This window comes from Pseudoalteromonas espejiana DSM 9414 (assembly GCF_002221525.1).
GTDB classification, from domain to species: domain Bacteria; phylum Pseudomonadota; class Gammaproteobacteria; order Enterobacterales; family Alteromonadaceae; genus Pseudoalteromonas; species Pseudoalteromonas espejiana.
The window spans coordinates 2,426,654-2,448,576 of sequence record NZ_CP011028.1 but is presented as its reverse complement, the minus strand read 5'-3'; the positions used below and the strand labels follow the sequence as shown (position 1 = coordinate 2,448,576).

The 21,923-nt window shown below is 40.8% G+C and carries 18 protein-coding genes; 7 read left to right on the top strand and 11 right to left on the bottom strand.

Annotated features, from left to right (window positions below; genetic code table 11):
- The first annotated feature begins 35 nt into the window (after nucleotides 1-35).
- Together PESP_RS11105 and PESP_RS11095 are read left to right on the top strand one after the other, a co-directional pair.
- The gene (locus tag PESP_RS11105) at nucleotides 36-3,083 is read left to right on the top strand and encodes a TonB-dependent receptor (protein ID WP_089348091.1); all 3,048 of its coding nucleotides are present in this window, start codon (nucleotides 36-38) and stop codon (nucleotides 3,081-3,083) included.
- Nucleotides 3,084-3,706: 623 nt separating this feature from the next.
- The gene (locus tag PESP_RS11095) at nucleotides 3,707-6,667 is read left to right on the top strand and encodes a TonB-dependent receptor (RefSeq protein WP_089348089.1); all 2,961 of its coding nucleotides are present in this window, start codon (nucleotides 3,707-3,709) and stop codon (nucleotides 6,665-6,667) included.
- 66 nt (nucleotides 6,668-6,733) lie between these two features.
- Here PESP_RS11095 and PESP_RS11090 read toward each other — a convergent pair whose 3' ends face one another.
- From PESP_RS11090 to PESP_RS11075, 3 genes are all read right to left on the bottom strand, one after another.
- Nucleotides 6,734-8,059, bottom strand: coding sequence for an IS4 family transposase (locus tag PESP_RS11090; protein WP_089346385.1), 1,326 nt, complete (start codon nucleotides 8,057-8,059; stop codon nucleotides 6,734-6,736).
- A gap of 535 nt (nucleotides 8,060-8,594) precedes the next feature.
- Nucleotides 8,595-9,233: an alpha/beta fold hydrolase gene (locus PESP_RS11080; protein ID WP_089348088.1), complete on the bottom strand. Its 639-nt coding sequence runs from the start codon at nucleotides 9,231-9,233 to the stop codon at nucleotides 8,595-8,597.
- 37 nt (nucleotides 9,234-9,270) lie between these two features.
- Entirely contained in the window at nucleotides 9,271-10,221 is a 951-nt protein-coding gene (locus PESP_RS11075) for an SDR family oxidoreductase (protein ID WP_089348087.1), read from the bottom strand.
- Between the two features lie 168 nt (nucleotides 10,222-10,389).
- Between PESP_RS11075 and PESP_RS11070 the strand changes: the two genes are divergently transcribed.
- Both PESP_RS11070 and PESP_RS11065 read left to right on the top strand, forming a co-directional pair.
- On the top strand, nucleotides 10,390-11,343 hold the full coding sequence (locus tag PESP_RS11070; RefSeq protein WP_089348086.1) for an AraC family transcriptional regulator: 954 nt from the start codon (nucleotides 10,390-10,392) through the stop codon (nucleotides 11,341-11,343).
- A gap of 2 nt (nucleotides 11,344-11,345) precedes the next feature.
- Nucleotides 11,346-11,711 carry a DUF4345 family protein gene (locus PESP_RS11065; protein ID WP_089348085.1) on the top strand — a complete coding sequence of 122 codons (366 nt, stop codon included), beginning with the start codon at nucleotides 11,346-11,348 and terminating at the stop codon, nucleotides 11,709-11,711.
- Nucleotides 11,712-11,796: 85 nt separating this feature from the next.
- Here PESP_RS11065 and PESP_RS11060 read toward each other — a convergent pair whose 3' ends face one another.
- Nucleotides 11,797-12,300 (bottom strand): hypothetical protein, encoded by a 504-nt coding sequence (locus PESP_RS11060; RefSeq protein WP_089348084.1) that lies wholly within the window; start codon nucleotides 12,298-12,300, stop codon nucleotides 11,797-11,799.
- A 502-nt stretch (nucleotides 12,301-12,802) separates the two neighbouring features.
- On the opposite strand from PESP_RS11060, the gene PESP_RS11055 reads away from it, so the two are divergent.
- Together PESP_RS11055 and PESP_RS11050 are read left to right on the top strand one after the other, a co-directional pair.
- Nucleotides 12,803-13,309, top strand: coding sequence for an RNA polymerase sigma factor (locus PESP_RS11055; RefSeq protein ID WP_089348083.1), 507 nt, complete (start codon nucleotides 12,803-12,805; stop codon nucleotides 13,307-13,309).
- Between the two features lies 1 nt (nucleotide 13,310).
- Complete coding sequence (locus PESP_RS11050; protein ID WP_089348082.1) at nucleotides 13,311-13,970, top strand: hypothetical protein; 660 nt, start codon at nucleotides 13,311-13,313, stop codon at nucleotides 13,968-13,970.
- A gap of 114 nt (nucleotides 13,971-14,084) precedes the next feature.
- Here the strand turns inward: PESP_RS11050 and PESP_RS11045 are convergent, their stop codons facing one another.
- A complete protein-coding gene (locus PESP_RS11045; RefSeq protein ID WP_089348081.1) occupies nucleotides 14,085-14,645 on the bottom strand; it encodes a hypothetical protein in 561 nt (186 codons plus the stop codon).
- Between the two features lie 104 nt (nucleotides 14,646-14,749).
- On the opposite strand from PESP_RS11045, the gene PESP_RS11040 reads away from it, so the two are divergent.
- Nucleotides 14,750-15,703: a GlxA family transcriptional regulator gene (locus tag PESP_RS11040; protein ID WP_089348080.1), complete on the top strand. Its 954-nt coding sequence runs from the start codon at nucleotides 14,750-14,752 to the stop codon at nucleotides 15,701-15,703.
- Between the two features lie 56 nt (nucleotides 15,704-15,759).
- Here the strand turns inward: PESP_RS11040 and nth are convergent, their stop codons facing one another.
- The 6 genes from nth to rsxB are packed head-to-tail and all read right to left on the bottom strand — an operon-like array spanning nucleotide 15,760 to nucleotide 21,922.
- The gene (gene nth / locus PESP_RS11035; RefSeq protein ID WP_089349155.1) at nucleotides 15,760-16,392 is read right to left on the bottom strand and encodes an endonuclease III; all 633 of its coding nucleotides are present in this window, start codon (nucleotides 16,390-16,392) and stop codon (nucleotides 15,760-15,762) included.
- A gap of 41 nt (nucleotides 16,393-16,433) precedes the next feature.
- The gene (locus tag PESP_RS11030; protein ID WP_089348079.1) at nucleotides 16,434-17,132 is read right to left on the bottom strand and encodes an electron transport complex subunit E; all 699 of its coding nucleotides are present in this window, start codon (nucleotides 17,130-17,132) and stop codon (nucleotides 16,434-16,436) included.
- A complete protein-coding gene (gene rsxG, locus PESP_RS11025) occupies nucleotides 17,129-17,767 on the bottom strand; it encodes an electron transport complex subunit RsxG (RefSeq protein ID WP_089348078.1) in 639 nt (212 codons plus the stop codon). Before rsxG ends, PESP_RS11030 begins: the two co-directional genes overlap by 4 nt.
- Entirely contained in the window at nucleotides 17,764-18,822 is a 1,059-nt protein-coding gene (gene rsxD, locus PESP_RS11020; RefSeq protein WP_089348077.1) for an electron transport complex subunit RsxD, read from the bottom strand. The genes rsxG and rsxD overlap by 4 nt, the downstream gene beginning before the upstream one ends.
- Entirely contained in the window at nucleotides 18,819-21,359 is a 2,541-nt protein-coding gene (gene rsxC / locus PESP_RS11015) for an electron transport complex subunit RsxC (RefSeq protein ID WP_089348076.1), read from the bottom strand. Before rsxC ends, rsxD begins: the two co-directional genes overlap by 4 nt.
- Before the next feature lie 8 nt (nucleotides 21,360-21,367).
- The gene (gene rsxB, locus PESP_RS11010) at nucleotides 21,368-21,922 is read right to left on the bottom strand and encodes an electron transport complex subunit RsxB (RefSeq protein WP_089348075.1); all 555 of its coding nucleotides are present in this window, start codon (nucleotides 21,920-21,922) and stop codon (nucleotides 21,368-21,370) included.
- Between the last annotated feature and the right edge of the window lies 1 nt (nucleotide 21,923).

Genomic DNA, 21,923 nt, shown 5'->3' with positions numbered 1-21,923 from the left:
CGCACATCACACACAATGATAAAGGAGAACGCGGCATGTCGTTAAAAATGGATCACAGACATAAAATTACGACGAACAACTCAGTTCGTACACATTTTGCACTTTCACCTGCTGCTAAGTTAATTAGAGCAAGCTTACTAGCGGGTATGGCAGGTTCACTTTCATTTAATGCTTATGCACAACAAGAGGCACAAGAAAAAGTAACCGAAGTTGAGCAAGACGTAGAAATTATTAGTGTTACCGGTACGCGAAGAACAATTCAAGACCAAATTGCGATTAAACGTGAAGCAACAACCGTTGTGGATGGTTTATCAGCAGAGGACATTGGCGATTTACCTGCTTTATCAATTGGTGAGGCATTAGAGTCTATTACTGGTGCTGCATCTCACCGTGAAAATGGCGGTGCAACAGAAATTACTATTCGTGGTTTAGGGCCATTTTTAAGCGCTACGCACATAAACGGCCGTGAAGCGACCAATGGTAGTGGTGACCGCTCGGTAAACTTTTCACAGTTTCCATCAGAACTTGTAAAAAAGATCGCTATTTACAAAACCCAAGATGCATCAATGATTGAAGGTGGTGTAGCAGGTGTTATTGCACTGGAAACAGTAAGTCCACTTGATTATGGTAAGCAACGAGTACAAGGTGAGGTTAAGCTCAATTATAACCCTGATGAAAGCAACGTAGAAAACTCATTACAAAGCGATACAGGATATCGTGGCACATTTAGTTACGTTGACCAATTTGAGTTTGATAACGGCCAAGCAATTGGTGTGTCGTTTGGTGTACAGCGCCAAGATATTAGCCAGCCAGAAGCTGAATATAGAAGTTCAAGCCCGTCGGGTTCATCATTGTGGGCATGTTTAAATGATCCAACAAATACTAATGAAGGCTTTTACAGAAGCAGTGCTGGCGATTGTGAAGATCAAGTAAATGGTAGCAATAACCAAGGTTATCAAACCGCTATTGATCCAGAAACCGGCAAAGCAGAAAGTGATGGTACGCCTTATGCCTGGACGGGTAGTAGCCGCAGCTATCGTCAAAACGAAACTTCAGATGAGCGTGATGCCATCTTTTTTGCAATGCAATACCAGCCTTCGTCTGAGTGGGATATTAACTTTGATGCACAAATATCTGACCGTACTCAAAAAGAAGCACGACATGATTTAATTTTTTTACAAAAGCGCGCAACGCCTGGCTTAACAGGGCCAACGCTTGTAACTAACGATGTAGGTGGAATTTTACATTGGGAAGGTGAAGAGCGTATTGAATCTGCCGGTGAGCAGTTTTCGCGTGAAGAAAACTACCAAGGCTACGGTATTAATATAGAGCACACATTAACCGACCGCCTCACGGTAAATCTTGACTTAGCGTACTCAAAAACAGAGCGTGAAGAGCTGCAAATTTCTAACCGTGGTAGAACCGCAGACAGAAATTTATTTAGCTGGGATATGGGCGATGAAATTCCTCATTTTACCCTAACCGATTTTGACGTAACAGATATCTCTAACTTTACCGATAGCTTACGTACCCGTTTAGACCGTGAAAATGTACGCGAGAACGAAGTTAAATCGGCGCGTATAGATTTTAACTACGCACTAGAAGGTGATGTGTTTACCAGTATTGAAGGGGGCATAAGAGCGTCAGAATTAAGCTTTATTCAATTTGGTGGTAGCCAAGGTAATGGGTCTCGTAATGAGTACACAATTGGCGACGATTCTGCGTTAGAAATATTACAGGGCTGTCAAATTGACTTTCCAGAATCTGACTTCTTATCTAGCGTATCAGATGGCAACTTAGTTACAAACGTAGATAGTAGCGGTAATGTTATTGAAAGCGGCACGGGTTCTTCGTGGGCAACCTACGATAACGTGTGTTTTTCTCAAGCTGTAGCGGCAACTGATTCTGATTACACGGGCGAATTTGGCTATCCCGATGTTGAGTACGAAAATGCGGGTACCATTGATGTAACTGAAAAAACCACTTCAGTATACCTAATGGCTAACTACGACACTGAAATGTTTGGTAAGTTTATACGTGGTAACTTTGGCCTACGTATTGTAGATACAGATGTAACCTCTGTTGGTTTTAGAACTAACTACACGGTAGATGTTGATGAAACAACTGGCGCAGTGACACTAGAAACCGGCGACACACTTGAAAGAACTAAAAGCGGTGGTGGCTATACAAAATACTTACCAAGCTTTAATTTAGTTGTTGATTATAGTGAAAATATTTTATTCAGAGCGGGTATTTATCGCGGTATGTCGCGTGCCGACCCATCGGATTTAGGGTATGACCGCGACTTTGTGACGGACGATCAATCTGTAGCATTATCGCTTTCAGACTTATTAACAGTAGATGGCTCAGGTAACCCTGATACGCAACCGTTAATGTCTTGGAACTACGATTTAGCTTTTGAATGGTACCCTAACGAAGATTCAATTTTAGCGTTAAGTCTTTACTACAAACAGTTCCAAGGTGGCTTTCAGCAACAAACAGTTATTGAAGATTACGTTGTAGGTGGCGAAACCGTATCACTGCCAGTAACTAATTCAGTAACAACTGATGACGATAGCGAAATTTTAGGTCTAGAGGCGTCGTTCTCATACCGTTGGGATAACGGTATCGGTGTGAAGTTTGGTTATAACTATGCTGACACCGACTTTGAGTTCCAAGATAGTTTGTACGGCGATACGTTCATTACCGACGTAGATGGTAACACTACGCAAATTACAGATGGTATTATTGAGCCAGGCTCGGTACCAGGGTTCTCTGAACATGTATTTAGTAGCCAGTTATATTACCAAATAGGCGATTTTGATACTGCAGTTATATACAAATACCGTAGTGAGTATTTCCAACCATATACAAGCAATGGTACGCGCTTACGTTATGTTGACGCAGTGGGTGTGTGGGAAATGCGCGCATCATACAAAATCAACGAGCACTTTAGAATTAAAGCTGAAGCAATTAACCTATTTAGCGCACCTAAATCACAAGACTTCTTTGTTGAAGACAATTTAGGTGAAGTAAATGATTACGGCCCACGCTTATTCTTAGGTATGAGCTTTAAGTTGTAATAACGACGAGTTTATAAATCCCCATATAAAAACCCAATTAACAACTTTAATTGGGTTTTTTATATCACCCCCCCTAAATGTAACCATGTTAAATACGCTAAATACGCTAAATACGCTAAATACGCTAAATACGCTAAATACGCTCATCGAGCATAAAATTAGTCATTTTAATTAACAAACTAAGCTGCGATCACTTTTTTAAAGCCCCTATTTTTAAATACAGTATTATCCAAAAGTCTAATATTTTTATATTTGGTTGACCAATTTGTGTTGGTGGATGTGTGTTTTTAGAAAATAAATGACGATATATAAAAAAAATATTTCGCGCAGTTTGTGCACTATTCATGGTGTTTTTGTTTGATATTTGAGCTCGGTTTGGTTTTAAAAGCATTTAAATTACAAGTGGTTATATTACGGTCAATAATTGAATTATTTTTGTCATGCCGAATTGAGGCTTATTGGTAATGTGTGTTTTGGTTTTTTTTAACCAAAATGGTTTACCAATAGGTTGACCTTTTGGTGTTTTACTGTAAATATTAAGTTAACCATTATGATAAATGGTAAGGCGTTTAATAAGAATATATAGCGAGTTACACATAGCACTGACACACACAGGAAAAACTATGAATCACAAGTTATCAAAAATTACGCTAGCAGTTATATCTGCCACAGCATTAAACCTTTCTTTGTCTACACAAGCACAGGAAGCAAAACCAATTGCCGAAGATGATGTAGAAATCATTGAAGTTTCGGGGATCCGCCAATCATTAACTAATGCCCTTGCTGAAAAGCGTTCGGCAGACAGCCTAGTAGAAATTATCCAATCAGAAGATATTGGTAAACTACCCGATCAAAACTTAGCAGAAGTACTTGAAAACGTAACGGGTATTCAAATTACGCGCCAAGCGGGTGTGGGTACGGGTGTTCAAATACGTGGTACAGATGCAAACCGTACTGAAATAAATGGTGTATCAACTGTTGGCTCTGGCTCAGGCCGAAGTGGTATTAGCTTTGAAGATGTGTCTGCATCAATTATTTCAAGCTTAGAGGTTATTAAATCGCCTGAAGCGAAAACAATTGAAGGTTCGGTTGGCGGTACAATAAACCTTAAAACAATTCGTCCACTGCACTTAGGTGAGCAACTAGCCACTATTAGAGTACAAGGCGAAAATAGTAGCTTAAGTACAGACAGCGGTTTACAGCCTCGTTTTTCTGGTACGTTTGCTGATAATTGGGAAACCGACGACTACGGCAAGTTTGGTGTGTTAGTAAGTGGCAGCTACGCAGAGCAAGATGTAACAGCTTTTCGCCCACGTGCAGATAGAGATAACGTTATTACTTCTGATAGTGGTGTAGCCAGTGCGCAGTCTTTTGACTTTTTACCGATTCAGTTTTTTGTACAAGATTACGATAACTACGAATACGAAACTAAAAACTTTGTAGGTACTATTGAGTGGGCACCTAACGACAACACTAAGTTTTACTTTGACGCGGTGGTTAACGACCAAGAACGTCGTCAAGAAAGCTCGCGTGTTCAAGCGTCTGGTGTAAGTGCGCTAAATGATATTTCTGTTCCGGATGCCTTCGAAACGGTAAATTTAGGCTCACTTGGCGGAACTAACTTGGGTTCGATTCAAGCAGCGCTTCGTGGTGTTATTCCTGTAAATTTAGATAACGATGATGACGATCCAAATCTTCGTTTTTCAAGCGATACAAACTCGCGTGTAACCGACAGCGATATATTTAGATTAGGTGGTGAATGGCAAGGTGATAAATGGTTTGTAAGTGCAGAAATTGCATCATCATCTTCAGACACTACAACGCCAAGCTTTAATACAACGCTTAACTTTATTAACCCTAATGCACCATTAGATGCTGGTGGCGGTAATGATAACAGCGTGCCGTTTGAGTACGACTTATCAGGCGGTGCACTCGCTTTTGGTATTGCAGAAGGTGCTGAGTACGCACCTACGGTTGAGCAATTACTAGACCCTGCAAACGTGGTACTACGCGATGTAAATATTGGCCAAGATACGGTTGAAAATTCAGAAGATGCGTTCCGTATCGATTCTACTTACTACACTGATTCAATCGTGACATCTATTGATTTTGGTTACCGTTACAGTAAATCACAAAGCAAGCAAAACGAAATCACATCAAGTGTTGGCCTAAGAACAATGGCAGATAGCCCAACAGGTGATTTATTTGCAGATTTATTAGTAGCAGGCCCAGATAACTTTAATGAAGCAGATGGACGCTCTTTATACATTGCTGACTTTTTATTGATTGATCCAGAGCTTGTTGCATCAGACCCTGATGCCGTACTTGCATCATTACAAAACGCAATGACCGCTCATGGTTCAAGCAAAACATTAAATGCGCCAACATCAAGCTCTTCTGGATTTTTTGATATAGAAGAGGTTACGCATGCTCTTTACGCACAGGCTAACTTTGAATACGAAATGATTCGCGGTAACTTTGGCGTACGTTACATTCAAACAGATGTAGAGTCTACAGGTAACTCGGTAACACAAGATGGCAGTGGTAATGAGCTTGTAACACGCATTACTAATGAATCAGATTATGACTTTATTTTACCACGATTAAACTTAGTGGCTGATGTATCAGAAGATGTACTTGTACGCTTTGGTGCAGGTAAAGATATTCGTCGTCCAGATTACAACGACCTGTCTACGTCAATTACATATAGCACTAGCCCAAATGACGAGGTTGAATTTGGTAACCCTGCATTAAAACCTGAAGAAGTATTGTCGTATGATTTATCGGCAGAATGGTACTTTGCAGAGGCAAGTGTATTTAGTGTTGGTATATTCCATAAAACACGTAAAGAACTACACGTTAATCAGTTAACATCGCCAGTAGAAGACCCAGTAACCGGTTTTCGCGATTTAACCGACCCATGTGAAGGCGGTGGTATATTTAACCCAATTGCAGACATTAACGTATTTGGCCCTGAAAATGGCCGTGGTGTGTGTGTTGGTACAGAAACAAAAGTAAACGATAGCGGCGAAACAACCCAAAAAGGGATTGAGTTTGCATTCCAGTACGACTTAGCTGGCTTTGAAGAAGATTTAGGTTGGGCGTCTGGTTTTGGTGTGTTAGCTAACTACACAATTCAAGAGTTCTCGGGTGGTGAAACAGTTAATACGGCTACTTCAAGAGCAAGTAATGTGTTTGCAGCAAGCACAGGAACACCTGGTATTGAAGTAAGCGAAATTCAGGGTCTACTTAACCTATCTGAAAACGCGTATAACTTTACGCTTTACTACGAAAAGTTTGGTTTATCGGCTCGTATGCGCTACACATGGCGTGAAGGCTACCGTTCAAATGACTTCGGTAGTACGTCTAGCTTCCCATGGGGTTTCCCAGTGGTACAAGAAGACCGCGGTCAGCTTAATGCAAGTATTAGCTACGATGTGAACGACCAACTAAACATTGGCCTAGAAGCAGTAAATATTACTGAGTCTGAAATTAGCCAATCGTGTGTAAACGAAAGTGCGCTACTGTGTTTCCAAGGTTTAACAGACCGTCGTATAACACTTGGTGCTAGCTACCGTTTTTAAAAAAGTATGTTGAGAGTGTGTTGCCTGTACGGGCAGTAAAAAGCAAGCCGCTAGGCTTAATGCCAGTCAGTTAACAACTGACTGGCGTTTTTTATTGGAATACTTACTGGGCTTTGGTTTCACACACCTTGGATACGCTCTCTCTCGTTTTATCGGTAAAATATGATGTTCAACTTGTGCTTGTAGTTGCTCAATAGATTTTGGGATACGTCCCGCATTCTCTATAAACATCGTGTGAATTAAGTTAATAATACTGATTGCGCACGTCGTAAAACTCAGGTGCTTGGCATAAAGTCCCGGCTTTTTCTGCGCCATTTTTACCATCTGATACCTGAGTAAGTTATAGCTAAGCATTATGCCCCATAGCTCTTGCGCTATCATATCTGGCTTTTTACTGCGTAACGTGAAGTGACTATTTAATAAGGTTTGTTTCATTTCTCGATAGCCAAGTTCTATTTCCCATCGGTCGCTGTATAAGTCAACGATTTCAGCCTTGGGAAAACGCATTGGGTCGCTCAATGACGTCAGAATATTTACTTCTTTCCCTTTAATTGTTTTCGTTACCAGCCTTACTTCAATGTCCATAGGTAAGTCTGCAAACTTTTTTCTCGCTTGCGCTGTTGTTTTTAGTTTGATGAGTTTGTCTTGACGTCCTAAAGAGCGAACGACTTCGTACTGGGTTCCTTTTCTCATGGGTTGGAGCCAATGGCGGTTTTTTCCTGCATGATGCCAGCGATTTAGTAAGCCCAAAGAATAAAAGCCTCTGTCAAATAACGTGAGTGAATTATCGGGTGTTACTTCGATTAAGTCTTCTGCAAGTACCATTTCGCTTGAGCGGCAGCTATCAAAGGCACTCCCCAATAATAAATGGCTAGTCAGCTCCATTAGGCATACCATACGAACTTGAGGAAAGGCCGTATCACCGTGCTGGTTTTTCCAAGCAGAAAATTCTTGATGATTTTCCTGGGTATCAGGTGTGCGCCAAATAACGCCATCAACGCCTAAGAGAGATAACCCGCACCATGTGGGATGGTTAGCATCCTTATTCCACATTTTTTGACTTTGTTCAAAGACTTCTTTCACTGCACCAGCGCCAAGGCGTTGTCTTGCTTGTACGACAGCACTAGGCGCAACAAGCTCTTTTTTACCGGGTAATGCTAAACCCAATTTACTGACAATGCTCCAGAGTGGGTCTTCACGATAAAGTGACATACAAATTACAGTCCAAACAGCCATTTCAACAGGCAGCCTTCTTCGTCTTATAGTCGCGACACCGGCTGTTTCAGCACATTGTTTGATAAAATCAGAGCATAAAAAATCACTCAGTTGACCTAAGCCTTCTGAGTTAGGGGCATAGCCATTGGCAAGAGAAAGTGCGGTAGTGAGTTGCAAAAGAAAAGACTCCTGAATAAATTCAGGAGTCTTTATATACTAGCCAGAAGATCGGTCAATGGATCATTAAATATTTCTTAACTGATCGGCATTAGCCGCTAGGCTTGCTTTTTTTTGCCCTTAAATTAGCTATTTAATCTACATTCTGGTTAATAGGTAATGAATTAGCGTTTGGAATAAATGCGCCAGTTTGTAAAAAATAAATGGTGTTGTATTACTTGTTGGTTGTAACGCATTGCACTGTGGCTTACATCGAGGGTAATAAAGTCGCTCATATTAGCAGGGCGTGTCGATCTTTGATGGTTGAATTTGCAGCTGCATGTTTGTTTTTTAGGCAAGGCAGAGCCTGTGAAGTGTGGTTACTCCCCATAAATAGGCGATAACGCAGCATAAATGCCAAACATGCGCTGCCCTTCGGGTTCTGCCTAGGGGCGATAAACTCTTTGTTACTCGGTTATTACTTAGCCCACTAGGTTACAAACCTCGCGCCGCGATTTAATCGCCCCTAGATTGAACAAATTTCAATCCGCAAAAATCAACACGCCCTCAGCTTGGTTGATTCTACAGACACCAATCCATCGTTTTCACTGTTAAAGTAATCTTGTGTAAGAGAGGATGCTTTATTACCAGCTATAACGCCTAAATTTAGACTTAACTCACTTATTTTATTGCCTAAACTATTACTGCCTGTAATAAGTGATTGGCTTATACCGCCCCCTAAGCGCATTAACCATGAGCCCTTTAGATGATTGGCAAGCTCACTGCCTTTATTAGGGGTACCAATTAAAACAACCTTACCAAGGGTATTATTATTTAATACTGTAACGTTATTTTGTAAGTATGCCCTAATAACCAATCCTCCAAGGGAGTGGCCTACAAAATGTATTTTACTGGCATTAGAAATACAGGCATTAATTTGCGTAGTTGTTTGCGCTAACACATCTTCAACGCTTTCCCCTATAGAATCATAATTTAGGCTGCATACCTTATAATTTGCATTTTTAAGCTGCTGAGCAAAGTGCAACATTGCCCAATCGCTCCTGCCTAGTCCATGTGCAAGTATGACAAGCTCATCATTCGGCTTATATAAAATAGGCGCGTTAGCTCTACTTTTACAGCCGGTAATTAATAGCAGTTGTAATAGTATTAAGCAGCTAAAAAAATTAGTTTTCATTACACTTTGTGCCTTTAAACGCTTACTAACACTTAAATTAAATAGCCCAGTTAAAACCAGTTTGCTTTTGCGAAACAGCCCATAGTTTACTCAGTACGCTTGGCTCTAAAGCAAATGACTCTAGCGTGCATTCACCGACAGGGCCGCTCCAATTCCACCTGCCTGATGGGCCATAATAAGCGCGCTGTTTTAAATTTTGCTCTGTGGCACACATTACCTCTGGGTAGGCGCCTTGCTCTGCCGATTGCGCTAAGCCCATTTTTACTATTAATGACCATGTAAAACGGGTGATAAAGTTAACATTTTCACCAATTAGGGACGTGTTAGCTGCACCTGGGTGGCATACGTATACCTGCACGTTTTTGTTAGCTGCTGCAACTTTGTTTTGTAGTTCATAGGCAAACATCATTTGTGCAAGTTTACTGTGGCAATAGGTTTTATTTGGGTGGTAGTTTTTATCCCAGTTCATATCATCAAACTGAATAGTTTTAAGCCCCATTTTGTAACCTTCACTGGCAACCACCACTATGCGCCCATTAGATTCATTTAACCTTTCAAATAAAAGGCCGCACAGTAAAAAGTGCCCGTAATGGTTAACGCCAAGTTGACTTTCAAAGCCGTCCTTAGTAAATTGCTGAGTGGCCACTTGTGCTATTGCACCATTACAAATAAGTGCATCTATATGCGGTGTTGTATTTAATAAATCGCTGGCTGCTTGGCGCACCGATGCAAGCTCTGCTAAGTCCATTTTAATAAAACTCACATCGGTATTAGTGCCAAACTCTTGCCTTAATTTTGCGATTGCCTCATCAGATTTTAAAGGGTTACGGTTAAGCATAACTACTTTAGCCCCTTTACTGAGTAACATGCGTGTTGCCTCAAAACCTGCACCGGTATTTGCGCCGGTTATTACATAGCATTTTCCTGTTAAAGAGTTTAAATGTTCGGGTGTCCAGCCTTCGGGGCCAAATTGGTTTGCTGTACTCATTAGTAAATTCCTATCTAGTATAAAATTACTTGATAGGTAATATAGCTCTCACAAAAAGCTGTAACTAGGCGAAATACTCTCTAAAACATGCCTATTTGTATTGCATCGTTGAGCTTGGTTTTTTTCGGTGGTACGTTTAGTTCATAGTTTATTAAAAAGCGCAGCGATATGAGTAAACAGCAAATTAAGCAGTTAATACAAAATAAAGTATTAAACAGCGCATTACCTAGCTCAGACAACACAGGCAGTGTTCTAATTGAAACAGGTATTAAAGGTGTGCAACTTTTTAAAGTAACGCAGTCGATGCGCTGTGCACCCGCCGTTTACGAGCCATGTATTGTTGCTATAGTTAATGGCGCCAAAGAAGCCATACTCGATGGCAAACACTTTGTTTACGATGAAAACCAATACATGTGCTGCCCAATGTCAATGCCAGTTGAAGCCGGTACGCCCACCGCATCGCCCGATAACCCATTGTTAGGGGTTATAATTTATCTTGATACAAAGGTAATGACCGAGCTGAGTATTGCAATGGCCGCAAGCCGTGTTAAAAAGCATACTTTAAACAACGCGCCACAAGGGCTAGCGTTAGCTGAATGGGACACCGCGTTCACAAGTTCATTACTGCGCTTACTTGAATTAGTAGATAAACCCGTTGATATGTCGGTGTTAGGGGAGGGACGCCTTCGTGAATTATATTACGCAGTTTTAAAAGGCGAGGCAGGGCAGGCTGCTCAACGAGCATTTGGCGTAGGTAATGAAATAGCACGCTCCATTAACTATTTATCTTCGCGCTTACATGAGGTTGTAACTATAGATGATATAGCTGCAAAAGTAGGAGTAAGTAGAGCGGTTTTACACCGTAAATTTAAAGAAGCCACTACCATGTCGCCTATCCAATTTGTTAAATCAATGCGCTTAAATACCGCTGCGATGAAAATTGCAGCAGGCATGAATGTAAGCGCCGCCGCGATGACGGTAGGCTATGTGAGCTCATCACAATTTAGCAGAGAGTTTAAGCGTATGTATGGACAATCGCCAAAGCAGTGGAGCCAAGCAAAAGAATTACCTAGGGAGCTTGTTGAGCAAGCGATTAATCAAGCAACCAACCTGAGGAATTAATCATGGATAATATAGTCATTTTTAGGGTTGTTGGCGCAGTGTTAATTATTTTCGGCATTGTATTAGCTGCCAACCCTGAGTTGATAAGTAATAAGCCAGTCCCTAGCGATATTTTTAAGGCCGTAGAGCGTAGAATTTGGTGGGGATTATTTATTGGTTTTGGCTTATTGCTGCAATTTCATCATCAGCTCGCACCTTGGCAAGCTACCACAGCCGCAACACTGTCATCGTTACTCGTAGGGCTTTTAGTCGCAAGGCTTATTGGCATTATGTTAGATGGCTCGGTAGCAAAACAGTGGCTAAATGTTGGTATTGAATTAGTGATACTCGTGCCTTTAATTTGGTGGTATTTAAAGGTACGCACTTAGTCAGGGTTAAAGCGCTATAAATCTTAGTATCGCCTTAGAGTGTAACTCTTAATACCTTTAAGGCGTGATAAGCAAACAAAGGCGTTTACCCATGTGATTTACTTTGAGTTAGCGCCATTTCTTCAGACCAAGGTACATAGAGTGCAGGAGCTAAGTTTTTATTATCGGCCAATATTACTTTGGCGATTGGCCGTCCAAAATATTCAGTTGGCTCAAATGAGCAAATATCTTTTAGATTAATTGAAATATAACAATTTGCTTTTTTGATTAATAAAGCTGATTCATCCATACGTGCATGAACTGTTATTTGTAAGTTCCTGTAAGGAACCATCGATACTATGTGTTCACCTAGGTAGAATCTGTCTCGATCTATCTCATCTCCTATTGCTTTTAAATAGTTAATATATGCTTTCCAACGCTTTATAATTAATAAGGTTAAAAATGAAATAAAACAAATTAGGCTTAAAAGAATCGAATGAAATACAGAAAATTGACCCAAATAATAAAATGCACTCGCCAGTATAAGCACAACAGCTAAATTTAATAATGACCACTTATTTGGCTGAAATTTTGAATGATTACTTTGCAAAATACATCCTTGAAATTTTGTGGTTTCTTACAGCGCTAACGCAGAAACCTTATTAAATTATTATTCACTATTAATAGCAAGTTGTATGTTTTTTTACCACCTTTAGCCTGAGTCATATTTGATAACCCGAGATACAATAGTATTAACTATTGCTATATTAAAAAATTTTTTTAACTAGGAGTCCCCGCTTAATAGCAAGGCAAAAAAAAGAATTAACTCCTCGCTTAGCTCCTTTGCTTAGCTTATTACTCCCTCCAATAATTATTTTTTAAAATAATTGTGATTATTGCAGCGATACTGCGAATAACTAGATAAGACGATTATGTGAGTTTTATCGTGCAGTTAAAATGTTTATATTTAAATGTGTACAGACCGTGTTGAATTAGCCATAACGTTGCACCTTGTTGCTTTTTAAAACAGAAGCATTAGAAATTAAACACAATGAAACTGTGATGAGCCAAATACGTAATGAGATTAATTTAGATGATGGATTTATGCGTAAATGAACACTAATAAAAAAGCACTTTTTGCTCAAACAATGGATCAGCATAAAGGCATTGTGTATAAAATTGTGAACTCGTACTGTCAAAATCAAGATGATAGGCAAGACTTAGCGCAAGAAATACTCACCACCATGTGGCTTGCTTATGACAACTACAACAAAGACTATAAATTTTCTACTTGGATGTACCGAATCGCGCTTAATGTGGCAATTTCCTATTACCGCAAAGACAGTAAACGAGAAGATAAAGCCAATGCAAACGAGCAGTGCATAGTGCATATAGCGGACTTTTCAGCACAAGACGATAAAAGCGAAGACGTTAAGCAATTATATGAATTTATAGGAAAGCTCGATAAGTTAAATAAAGCCATTATGTTGCTGTATTTAGAAGACGAACCCCATCAAAGCATAGCGAAGAGTTTAGGCATAAGTAAAACCAATGTGGCTACGCGAATAGGCCGAATTAAAGAAACATTAAAAAATCAATTTGAAAAACAGGGGGCTTAAAATGAATTTAGATAATTTTAAAAACACATGGCAGCAGCAAAATAGTCTTAACGAATCTGCTATTACAATAAACCAATCCCTGTTGAGCGAAACAAAAGTGAATACACAAATGAAAGAGCTTAATAATATGAAGTGGGCACGTATTATTGAAAGCGTAGTATTCTTTTTTATTATTGTTTTATTGGGCCAGTATATTGCAAAAAACGTTAGTGTTTCAGCGCCTGTAATATCTGCTTTAATATTAGCTGTATTTGCCATTATTGGCCTTGCAGGTAACATTGGCCAAATAGTGCATATTTCTAATATTGATTATGCAAAACCAATTAGCCAGCTACAAAAAGACATTTACCGTCTTTGCTCACATAAATTACAACTAACTAAGTTGTTACTTATGTCAGCTCCTTTTTATATGGCTTATGTGTTTATTGGGTTTGATGTGCTATTTGAAATTGACCTATTTGCACACCTAGAGCAACACATAGTTTGGTTTTACAGCGTGTCATCACTATTACTTTTAATCGTCACAACCTATGTATTAGCTAAACTAAACTACACAAATATTAAAGCGCCTTGGGTTAAACGCACCGTTGCATTTATTGTTGGTGAGCGTTTAGTAACTATGGCTCAATTTATAAATAATATAGACTCGACAGGCAGCTAAATAACTAGCTGTCTTACTTTCAAAGTACACATGACTATTCCCTTAAGGTTTTAAATGTACCTAAGGTGAGTTGTACCAGCTCAAAATTGGTTTAAATGGCCACATAAGTGCTAATTAAGTTTTGTATATATTTTTAACTCGCATCATTGGAAATGGGTTGTGTGGATTGCGACCAAGCTGAATAAAAGTAAACTTCATCAAAGCTTTATGAAACCCTGCGTTTGGAATTACGCTTTTAACGTCTTTAATAAACGAGCGACTGATCCCCATTCTAAATACACCTAGTGAAAAATCCACTAGGTCTGCTTTTCTAAATGCTTCAGCAAGCTTTGCATATGGCCCACTGTATTCACTAATTAAGTGGTGCATATCTATAATTATTTGAATTTCTTCTTTCCACTCACTCAACCCTTGGTTTTCTAACCACTGATGGCAATCTTGATATGATGGCACAAGATAATCGACTCTATCGTGAGTCCATAGTGCAATATCATGAAATACTGCTGCTACTTGTATTTTCATACTTTCTTCATCTGTAATATCAGGCAGTAGATAATGACAAAAATTGAGCATTCTGGTTATGTGGTTTCTGTAACCAAAGTAATCGCATTTAATAACGTCACGGTATTGTTCTAAAATTTCATCCACGAGCGGATAATTTACAACCACTTTCATTAAGTTAACCTCATATAATTTAAATTATACGTATATTGTAATTATATGAAATTTGCTTGGAATGGCTATAGTGGCAAATAACTATACTATTAGGCCAAACGTATATGATTGAAGTTGCCGTGGTTGCTTTTGAAGGAATTAGTTTGTTTCACCTTTCTGTACCACTTGCCATTTTTAGAGATGCGGTTTCATGCGAGCAAAAGTTATTTAATGTTCGTGTATGCTCTCAAACCAATGAGCATATTCATTCAGCTGATGGTTTAAGTATTGCTATTCATCACGACATTTCCATTATTAAGCAAGCCGATCTTATTATTGTACCAAGTTGGCTGCCTAACCAAGTTCCAAGCAGTCAGTTACAGGAACTACTTAACGAAGCTAAAAAGGATAAAAAGTTAATTGTTGGCTTATGCCTCGGAGCCTACTCTTTAGCTTATAGTGGGCTACTAGATAATCTGAGAGCCACAACTCACTGGAAGTACGGTGACGATTTTACAAAAAGGTTTCCTTTGCTTACCTGTGATATAAACCCATTGTATATAGTAGAAGATAACATCATTACATCAGCTGGCAGTGCAGCGGCTATCGACTGCTGCCTTCACATTGTGAAGCATTATTATAGCGCCAAAGTGGCAAACCAAATCGCACGAGTCATGGTCTCTTCTCCCGAGCGAAGTGGGGGGCAAAATCAATATATTGAAAACCCAACAATAAAAAAACCAAGCGATGCAAGAATTGCTAATTTAATAGATCTTGTATTAGAAAACATCTCGGATAATTACACATTAAACGGCGTAGCCAATTACTGCATGATGAGCGTTCGTAGCTTTAGCCGAAACTTTAAATCAGCCAATGGCATCAGTTTTAATGCTTGGTTAATCGATGCTCGTCTTAATCACAGTTTGGAATTACTGGAATCGACAAGTTTGTCTATCACAGAAGTATCTGAAAAATCAGGCTTTAGTTCGGAGCAAATTTATCGAAAACACTTTTATCATAAGTATGGAGTGGCTCCCAAAGCATGGCAAATAATGTTTAAGAGCAAAAGTATTAGTTAATAGCTACGGTTAATTGATGCAAACCCGCTGTTTGAATATTATCTAATTCCCTTTAATTACTCTGTTTTTTCTTTAAACTCGCACAAGTCTTCAATTATACAGCTGCCACATTTAGGCTTACGTGCTACGCAGGTGTAGCGCCCGTGTAGTATTAACCAGTGGTGTACATCGACTTTAAATTCTTTAGGGACAACCTTTTCAAGCTTTTGCTCAACCGCGACTACATCTTTACCCATAGCCAGCTTGGTACGGTTTGAAACACGGAATATGTGTGTATCTACCGCTATTACCGGCCAGCCGAAGGCTGTGTTGAGTACGACATTTGCGGTCTTTCGGCCCACACCGGGTAGGGCTTCGAGGGCTTCGCGGTTCTCGGGGACAATGCCGTTATGTTGATCAACCAGTATTTGACACATTTTATACACGTTTGCAGCTTTTGAATTAAATAGCCCAATGGTTTTAATATAATCGCGCAGTGTATCGTGGCCTATATCCAAAATGGCTTGTGGCGTATTAGCAACGGGAAATAATTTACGTGTTGCTTTATTTACCCCTACATCGGTAGCTTGTGCAGAGAGCGTTACTGCTACAAGTAGCTCAAACGGGCTTGAATATTCAAGCTCGGTTTCTGGGTGTGGGTTATCATCGCGTAGGCGCGATAGAATTTGGTGACGTTTTTCTTTATTCATGCAACTTAAACGCATTCACTATTAAGTTAATGCGTTTCCCCTTAAGTTAAGCTAGTAACACGTGCGCGTGGGCCTTTTTCGGCTTCTGGCGGTGTAACTTGTTTTGATTTTATTTGTGCGTCAATCACATTTTTAGCCGCAATAATCAGTCCAAGCCCTAAAAAAGCGCCTGGTGGTAAAATAGCGAGTAAAAATTGGCTATCAAAACTAAACACTTCAATACGTAGGCTTTGTGCCCACGGTCCTAAAAGTAAATCGGCGCCATCAAGTAATGTCCCTTGGCCTATTAGTTCGCGCATTGCGCCTAATACTAAAAGTATTACCATAAAACCTAGGCCCATCATTAGGCCGTCGAATGCAGAAAGGTGAACGGGGTTTTTAGAAGCATATGCTTCGGCGCGGCCAATAATGGCGCAGTTAGTAACAATAAGCGGAATAAATATCCCTAGTGATTGATACAGTCCATAGGTATAGGCGTTCATTAATAGCTGAATAATGGTAACAAAGCCTGCAATAATCATTACAAATACAGGAATACGAATATCTTTAGGTACCCAGTTACGGACAACCGATACTGTAATATTTGAACCTACTAATACTAATAACGTGGCTAAGCCAAGGCCAAGCGCGTTAGTTACAGTTGAAGTAACGGCTAATAATGGGCATAAGCCTAGTAGCTGCACTAAAGCAGGATTGTTTTTCCACAGTCCTTCTTTGTATAAGGTTTTTAATTCACTCATGGTGTTACCTCTTTGCATGCATTAGGCTGTGCAAAAATGTCATTAAAGTTAGATTTAGCAAATAACACGGCATTTTTTACGGAGCCCACCACTGCACGCGGCGTTATAGTTGCGCCTGTAAATTGATCAAACTGGCCACCATCTTTTTTAACGGCCCAGCGCGCGTCATCATTATTATCAACTGTTAATTCGTTAAACGTGGTGATCCATAGTGATTTTTTAACTTCTACTTTATCGCCTAAGCCTGGTGTTTCTTCGTGTTTAGTAGTGCGAACACCTGCAATAGTGCCATCGGCAAGTACGGCGGTTAATAAGTTAATATCGCCACTATAACCACTAGGTGTAACGTGTCTTAGAACTAAGGCAACAGGCTGTTGGTTTTTATAAGCACGGTAAATAACTTGGTCAGGGTAGGGACCTAATTTTTCATCGCTAATAATTACACAATCAGTATTTAGCTGATTATCGTAACTACTTGGGTTTAATACCTCTTGTAATTGTAAGGTAAGCTGCAGCTGCTCTTGCTCGGCAATTTTATCGGCGGTAAAGGCATCAATTGAGGCAACTAAGCCTGTGGTAACTAATGCAAACGCCGTTAAAATAGCGCCGTTTTTAGCCATTGACGAAATAATCATTTTACTGCTCCGTGGCCATAAGTACGCGGTTGGGTGTAGTAATCAATAAGGGGTACGGCAATGTTAATTAACAATACACTAAAGGCAACCGCATCCGGAAAACCACCAAAGGTGCGAATTAAATAAACCAGTAAGCCAATTAACGCGCCATAAATTAAGCGCCCTTTATTGGTGGTTGCAGCAGAGACCGGATCGGTGGCAATGAAAAATGCCCCCATCATGGTCGCGCCACTTAATAAGTGAAATACCATACCAGGCTCGGTGCCAGGGGCCGCAATATAGCCAATGGCGCTACACAGTGCTAATGAGCCAATAAAACTTACAGGAATGTGCCAATTAATAATTTTAGCTTTTAACAGGTATAAACCGCCGGCTAAAAAGCCTAAATTAACCCATATCCATCCAAGTCCAGCCCATTGCCCAAAAATTGATTTTTGCATGCTTTCACTAACAGTTAAGCCATGTGCTACATCGGTTTTTACTGTATCAAGTGGGGTGGCCATAGTAAGGCCATCAATCCCTGCGCGCATTTGATCAACACTAAAGCCAAGCGCGGTAAAGTCGGTAAAAATAAGGCGTAGCTGATCGGCAAAGCTAATAGGTGCATTGAGTAAATCGGTTACGGGTAGCCAGGCGGTCATTTGCACCGGAAACGACACAAGTAATAAAACATATGCGGCCATAGCTGGGTTAAACAAATTAAAACCAAGCCCGCCGTAAAGCTGTTTAACAATGACAATAGCAAATAAACAACCAATAATAATCACCCACCAAGGCGCAAGCGGCGGAATGCTCAGCGCAAGTAAAACAGCAGTTAACCATGCACTGCCATCGCTAAGTGCAGGCCATATAGGGCGTTTACGCATTAGCATAATGGCCGCTTCAAAAACACTAACGGCAAGCAGTGCTAACACAAGCTGTATAAGTACGCCGGTGCCAAAAAAGAACATTTGGGCTATTAGTCCAGGAATACACGCTGCAATAACGGTGAGCATTAATCGGGTTAGCGATTTATGGCTATGGTTATGCGGCGAACTGGCCATGGTTAATTTCATGACTGATTATTTCCTTCTTTTTGTAACTTTTTAGCTTTGGCACGGGCAATAGCAGCAGCCACAGCCGCTTTTTTCTTTTCTGCAGCTGTTTGCTCACCTTCACTTTGGGTGTCTGCTTTTACATCTTTTTTAGTTGATTGCTCTGTGCTTTCTACGTTTTGAGTTTGCTCAGCTTCTTTAGCGGCTTTTTTAGCTTTAGCGCGAGCAATAGCAGCAGCTATAGCCGCTTTTTTGTTATCTTCTGGCGAATCTGCTTCTGAGCTTTCAGATTTAGCATTGTCTGCTTGTTCTTCAGCGCTGCTCGATTCGTCCAATTGCTCTATTTGCTCAGCTTCTTTAGCGGCTTTTTTAGCTTTGGCGCGGGCGATTGCAGCCGCTACAGCCGCTTTTTTATCATCCGCAGGTGCTGCATTTTCAGTGCTTTGAGGTTCATCGCTTTCTTGCGCTTGTGCTGCTTTTTTAGCTTTAGCGCGGGCAATAGCAGCCGCTACAGCTGCTTTTTTGTCATCAGCTGGTGTAGCATCTTCAGTACTTTGAGGTTCATCGCTTTGTTGTGCTTGTGCTGCTTTTTTAGCTTTAGCACGGGCGATTGCAGCCGCTACAGCTGCTTTTTTGTCATCAGCTGGTGCAGCATCTTCAGTACTTTGAGGTTCATCGCTTTGTTGCGCTTGCGCTGCTTTTTTGGCTTTAGCACGGGCGATTGCGGCAGCTACAGCTGCTTTTTTATCATCAGCAGGTGTTGCATCTTCAGTGTTTTGAGGTTCATCGCTTTGTTGTGTTTGAGCCGCTTTTTTAGCTTTAGCACGGGCGATTGCAGCAGCTACAGCTGATTTTTTATCATCAGGTGCTGATGATGACTCGCTTTGCGCTGCTTTTTGCTCTTTATATTTACGCGCTTGCTCTTTACGCTGTGCACGCTCTTTAGTAACTTCACTGTTATCAGGCTCGAGCTCTTCACCTTGCTGTTTTTTAGCTTTGGCACGCGCTATAGCGGCGGCAACAGCTGATTTTTCATCGCCATCAGATGATTTATTTTTAACACGAGCAAGGGCGTCAGCCACTTTTTGCTTTTCATCAGGGGTTTTAGCCGCAGGTTTACGCTTATGACGATTTTGTCGTTCTTGCTGTTCGCGTTCTAGTCGCTCTTTACGGGCGTCAAAGCGCTCTTTTGCTCTATCGGCTTTAATTTTATCGGCTTGTTGCTCTTTTATTTCTACTTTAGCCACACGGTAATATTGCACAAGAGGAATTTCACTTGGGCACACATATGCACACGCACCACATTCAATACAATCAAATAAGTTGTGCTCTTGTAACTTGTCGTACTCTTTAGATTTAGCAAACCATTGTAACTGCTGTGGTAGTAATGAAGCAGGGCAGGCATCTGCACAGGCGCTACAACGTATACAGGCTTTTTCTGGCCCAGGCTCTGCAAGCTCTTTATGATCGGGAGCTAAAATACAGTTAGTGGTTTTAATAACGCCAATTCGTACGGTCGGTAAGGTAAAGCCCATCATAGGGCCGCCCATTACAACGCGTTGCTGTGGCACAGGCGAAAAACCTTGGCAATCTAGCAGGTGCTTAACTTCGGTGCCTAATAATGCCCAGACATTTCCTGCATTGTGAATGGTATTACCGGTTACGGTTACAACGCGTTCAATTAGCGGCTTACCTTCGTATACGGCTTGCTGTACCGCAAATAAAGTACCGGTGTTATGTACCAAAATACCAATATCGGCAGGAATACCGCCACTGGGTACCTCGCGGTTTGTTAAAAGCTTTATTAATTGCTTTTCACCACCTGACGGGTAAACCGTTGGCACAGTTTGAATAACAATATTAGCGTTATGCTCTGCTGCCTTTGTCATTGCGGCAATGGCTTCGGGTTTATTGTCTTCTATGCCTACAATACACAGTGTTGGGTTTAAAATTTGCTGCATCAGCTCTATGCCTTGCACTACTTGCGTGGCATGTTCGCGCATTAACACATCGTCGGCCGTTATATACGGTTCACACTCAACAGCATTTACAATTAAAAACTCAATAGGCTGCTTAATATCGGCTTTTACATAGGTAGGAAAACCCGCGCCGCCCATACCGCTAATACCTGCTTGATGAATTATATCAACTAAGTCATCGTGGCTAAGCTCACTTGGATTAAGAGTAGGGTTAAGGTCACACCAGGTATCTTTGCCATCTGGCTCAATAATAATACTCAGCTCAGGCAGTGCAGAAGGGTGAGCCGAAGGCATCGAACTAATATCAACAATGCTACCTGAGCTTGGCGCATGTACTGGCACAGACCAATTGGCAGCCGGTGCTGTAAGGGGCTGGCCTTTTAATACATGTTGGCCTTTTTCAACTATTAATTTACCGTTTGCACCTATGTGCTGTTTAATGGGTACAACTAATTTATCAGGTAGCGGAAGCCTAGCAATACGTGCGCTATTAGAGAGCGATTTTTGTTGTGGTGGGTGAACGCCGCCGGGAAATGCCCAAACGGTGCCTTTTTTAATTTGTTCAAGTAACTTTTCCACTCAAACCTCTAATCTATTTGCGTTACGGGAATAGCATCTAATTGCCATTTCCAGCTTTGTTTTGTTTCGGCTATAGGCAGCATATCAATGCAATCTACAGGGCAGGGCTCTACACATAAATCACAACCCGTGCACTCGTCTATAAGTACCGTATGCATTTGGCGAGTAGCGCCTACAATGGCATCCACAGGGCAGGCTTGAATACACTTAGTACAGCCTATACATTCATCTTCTCGTATGTAGGCAACCGTTTTTATCGGCTCTGCTTGTTCACCACCGGCAAGGGGTTTTGCTTCAACGCCCATTAAATCAGCAAGCTTTTTAACAGTTGCTTCACCACCTGGAGGGCATTTGTTAATTTCATCGCCATTAGCAATTGCTTCAGCATAAGGGCGACAGCCAGGGTAGCCACATTGCCCACACTGAGTTTGCGGTAATATGGTATCTATTTGCTCAACAATAGGGTCGCCTTCTACACGAAAACGAATAGCTGCAAAGCCTAAAATAAGTCCAAAAATAAGCGCTAGCGAGCCAAGCGCAATCAAGGCATACATTAAGGTCATA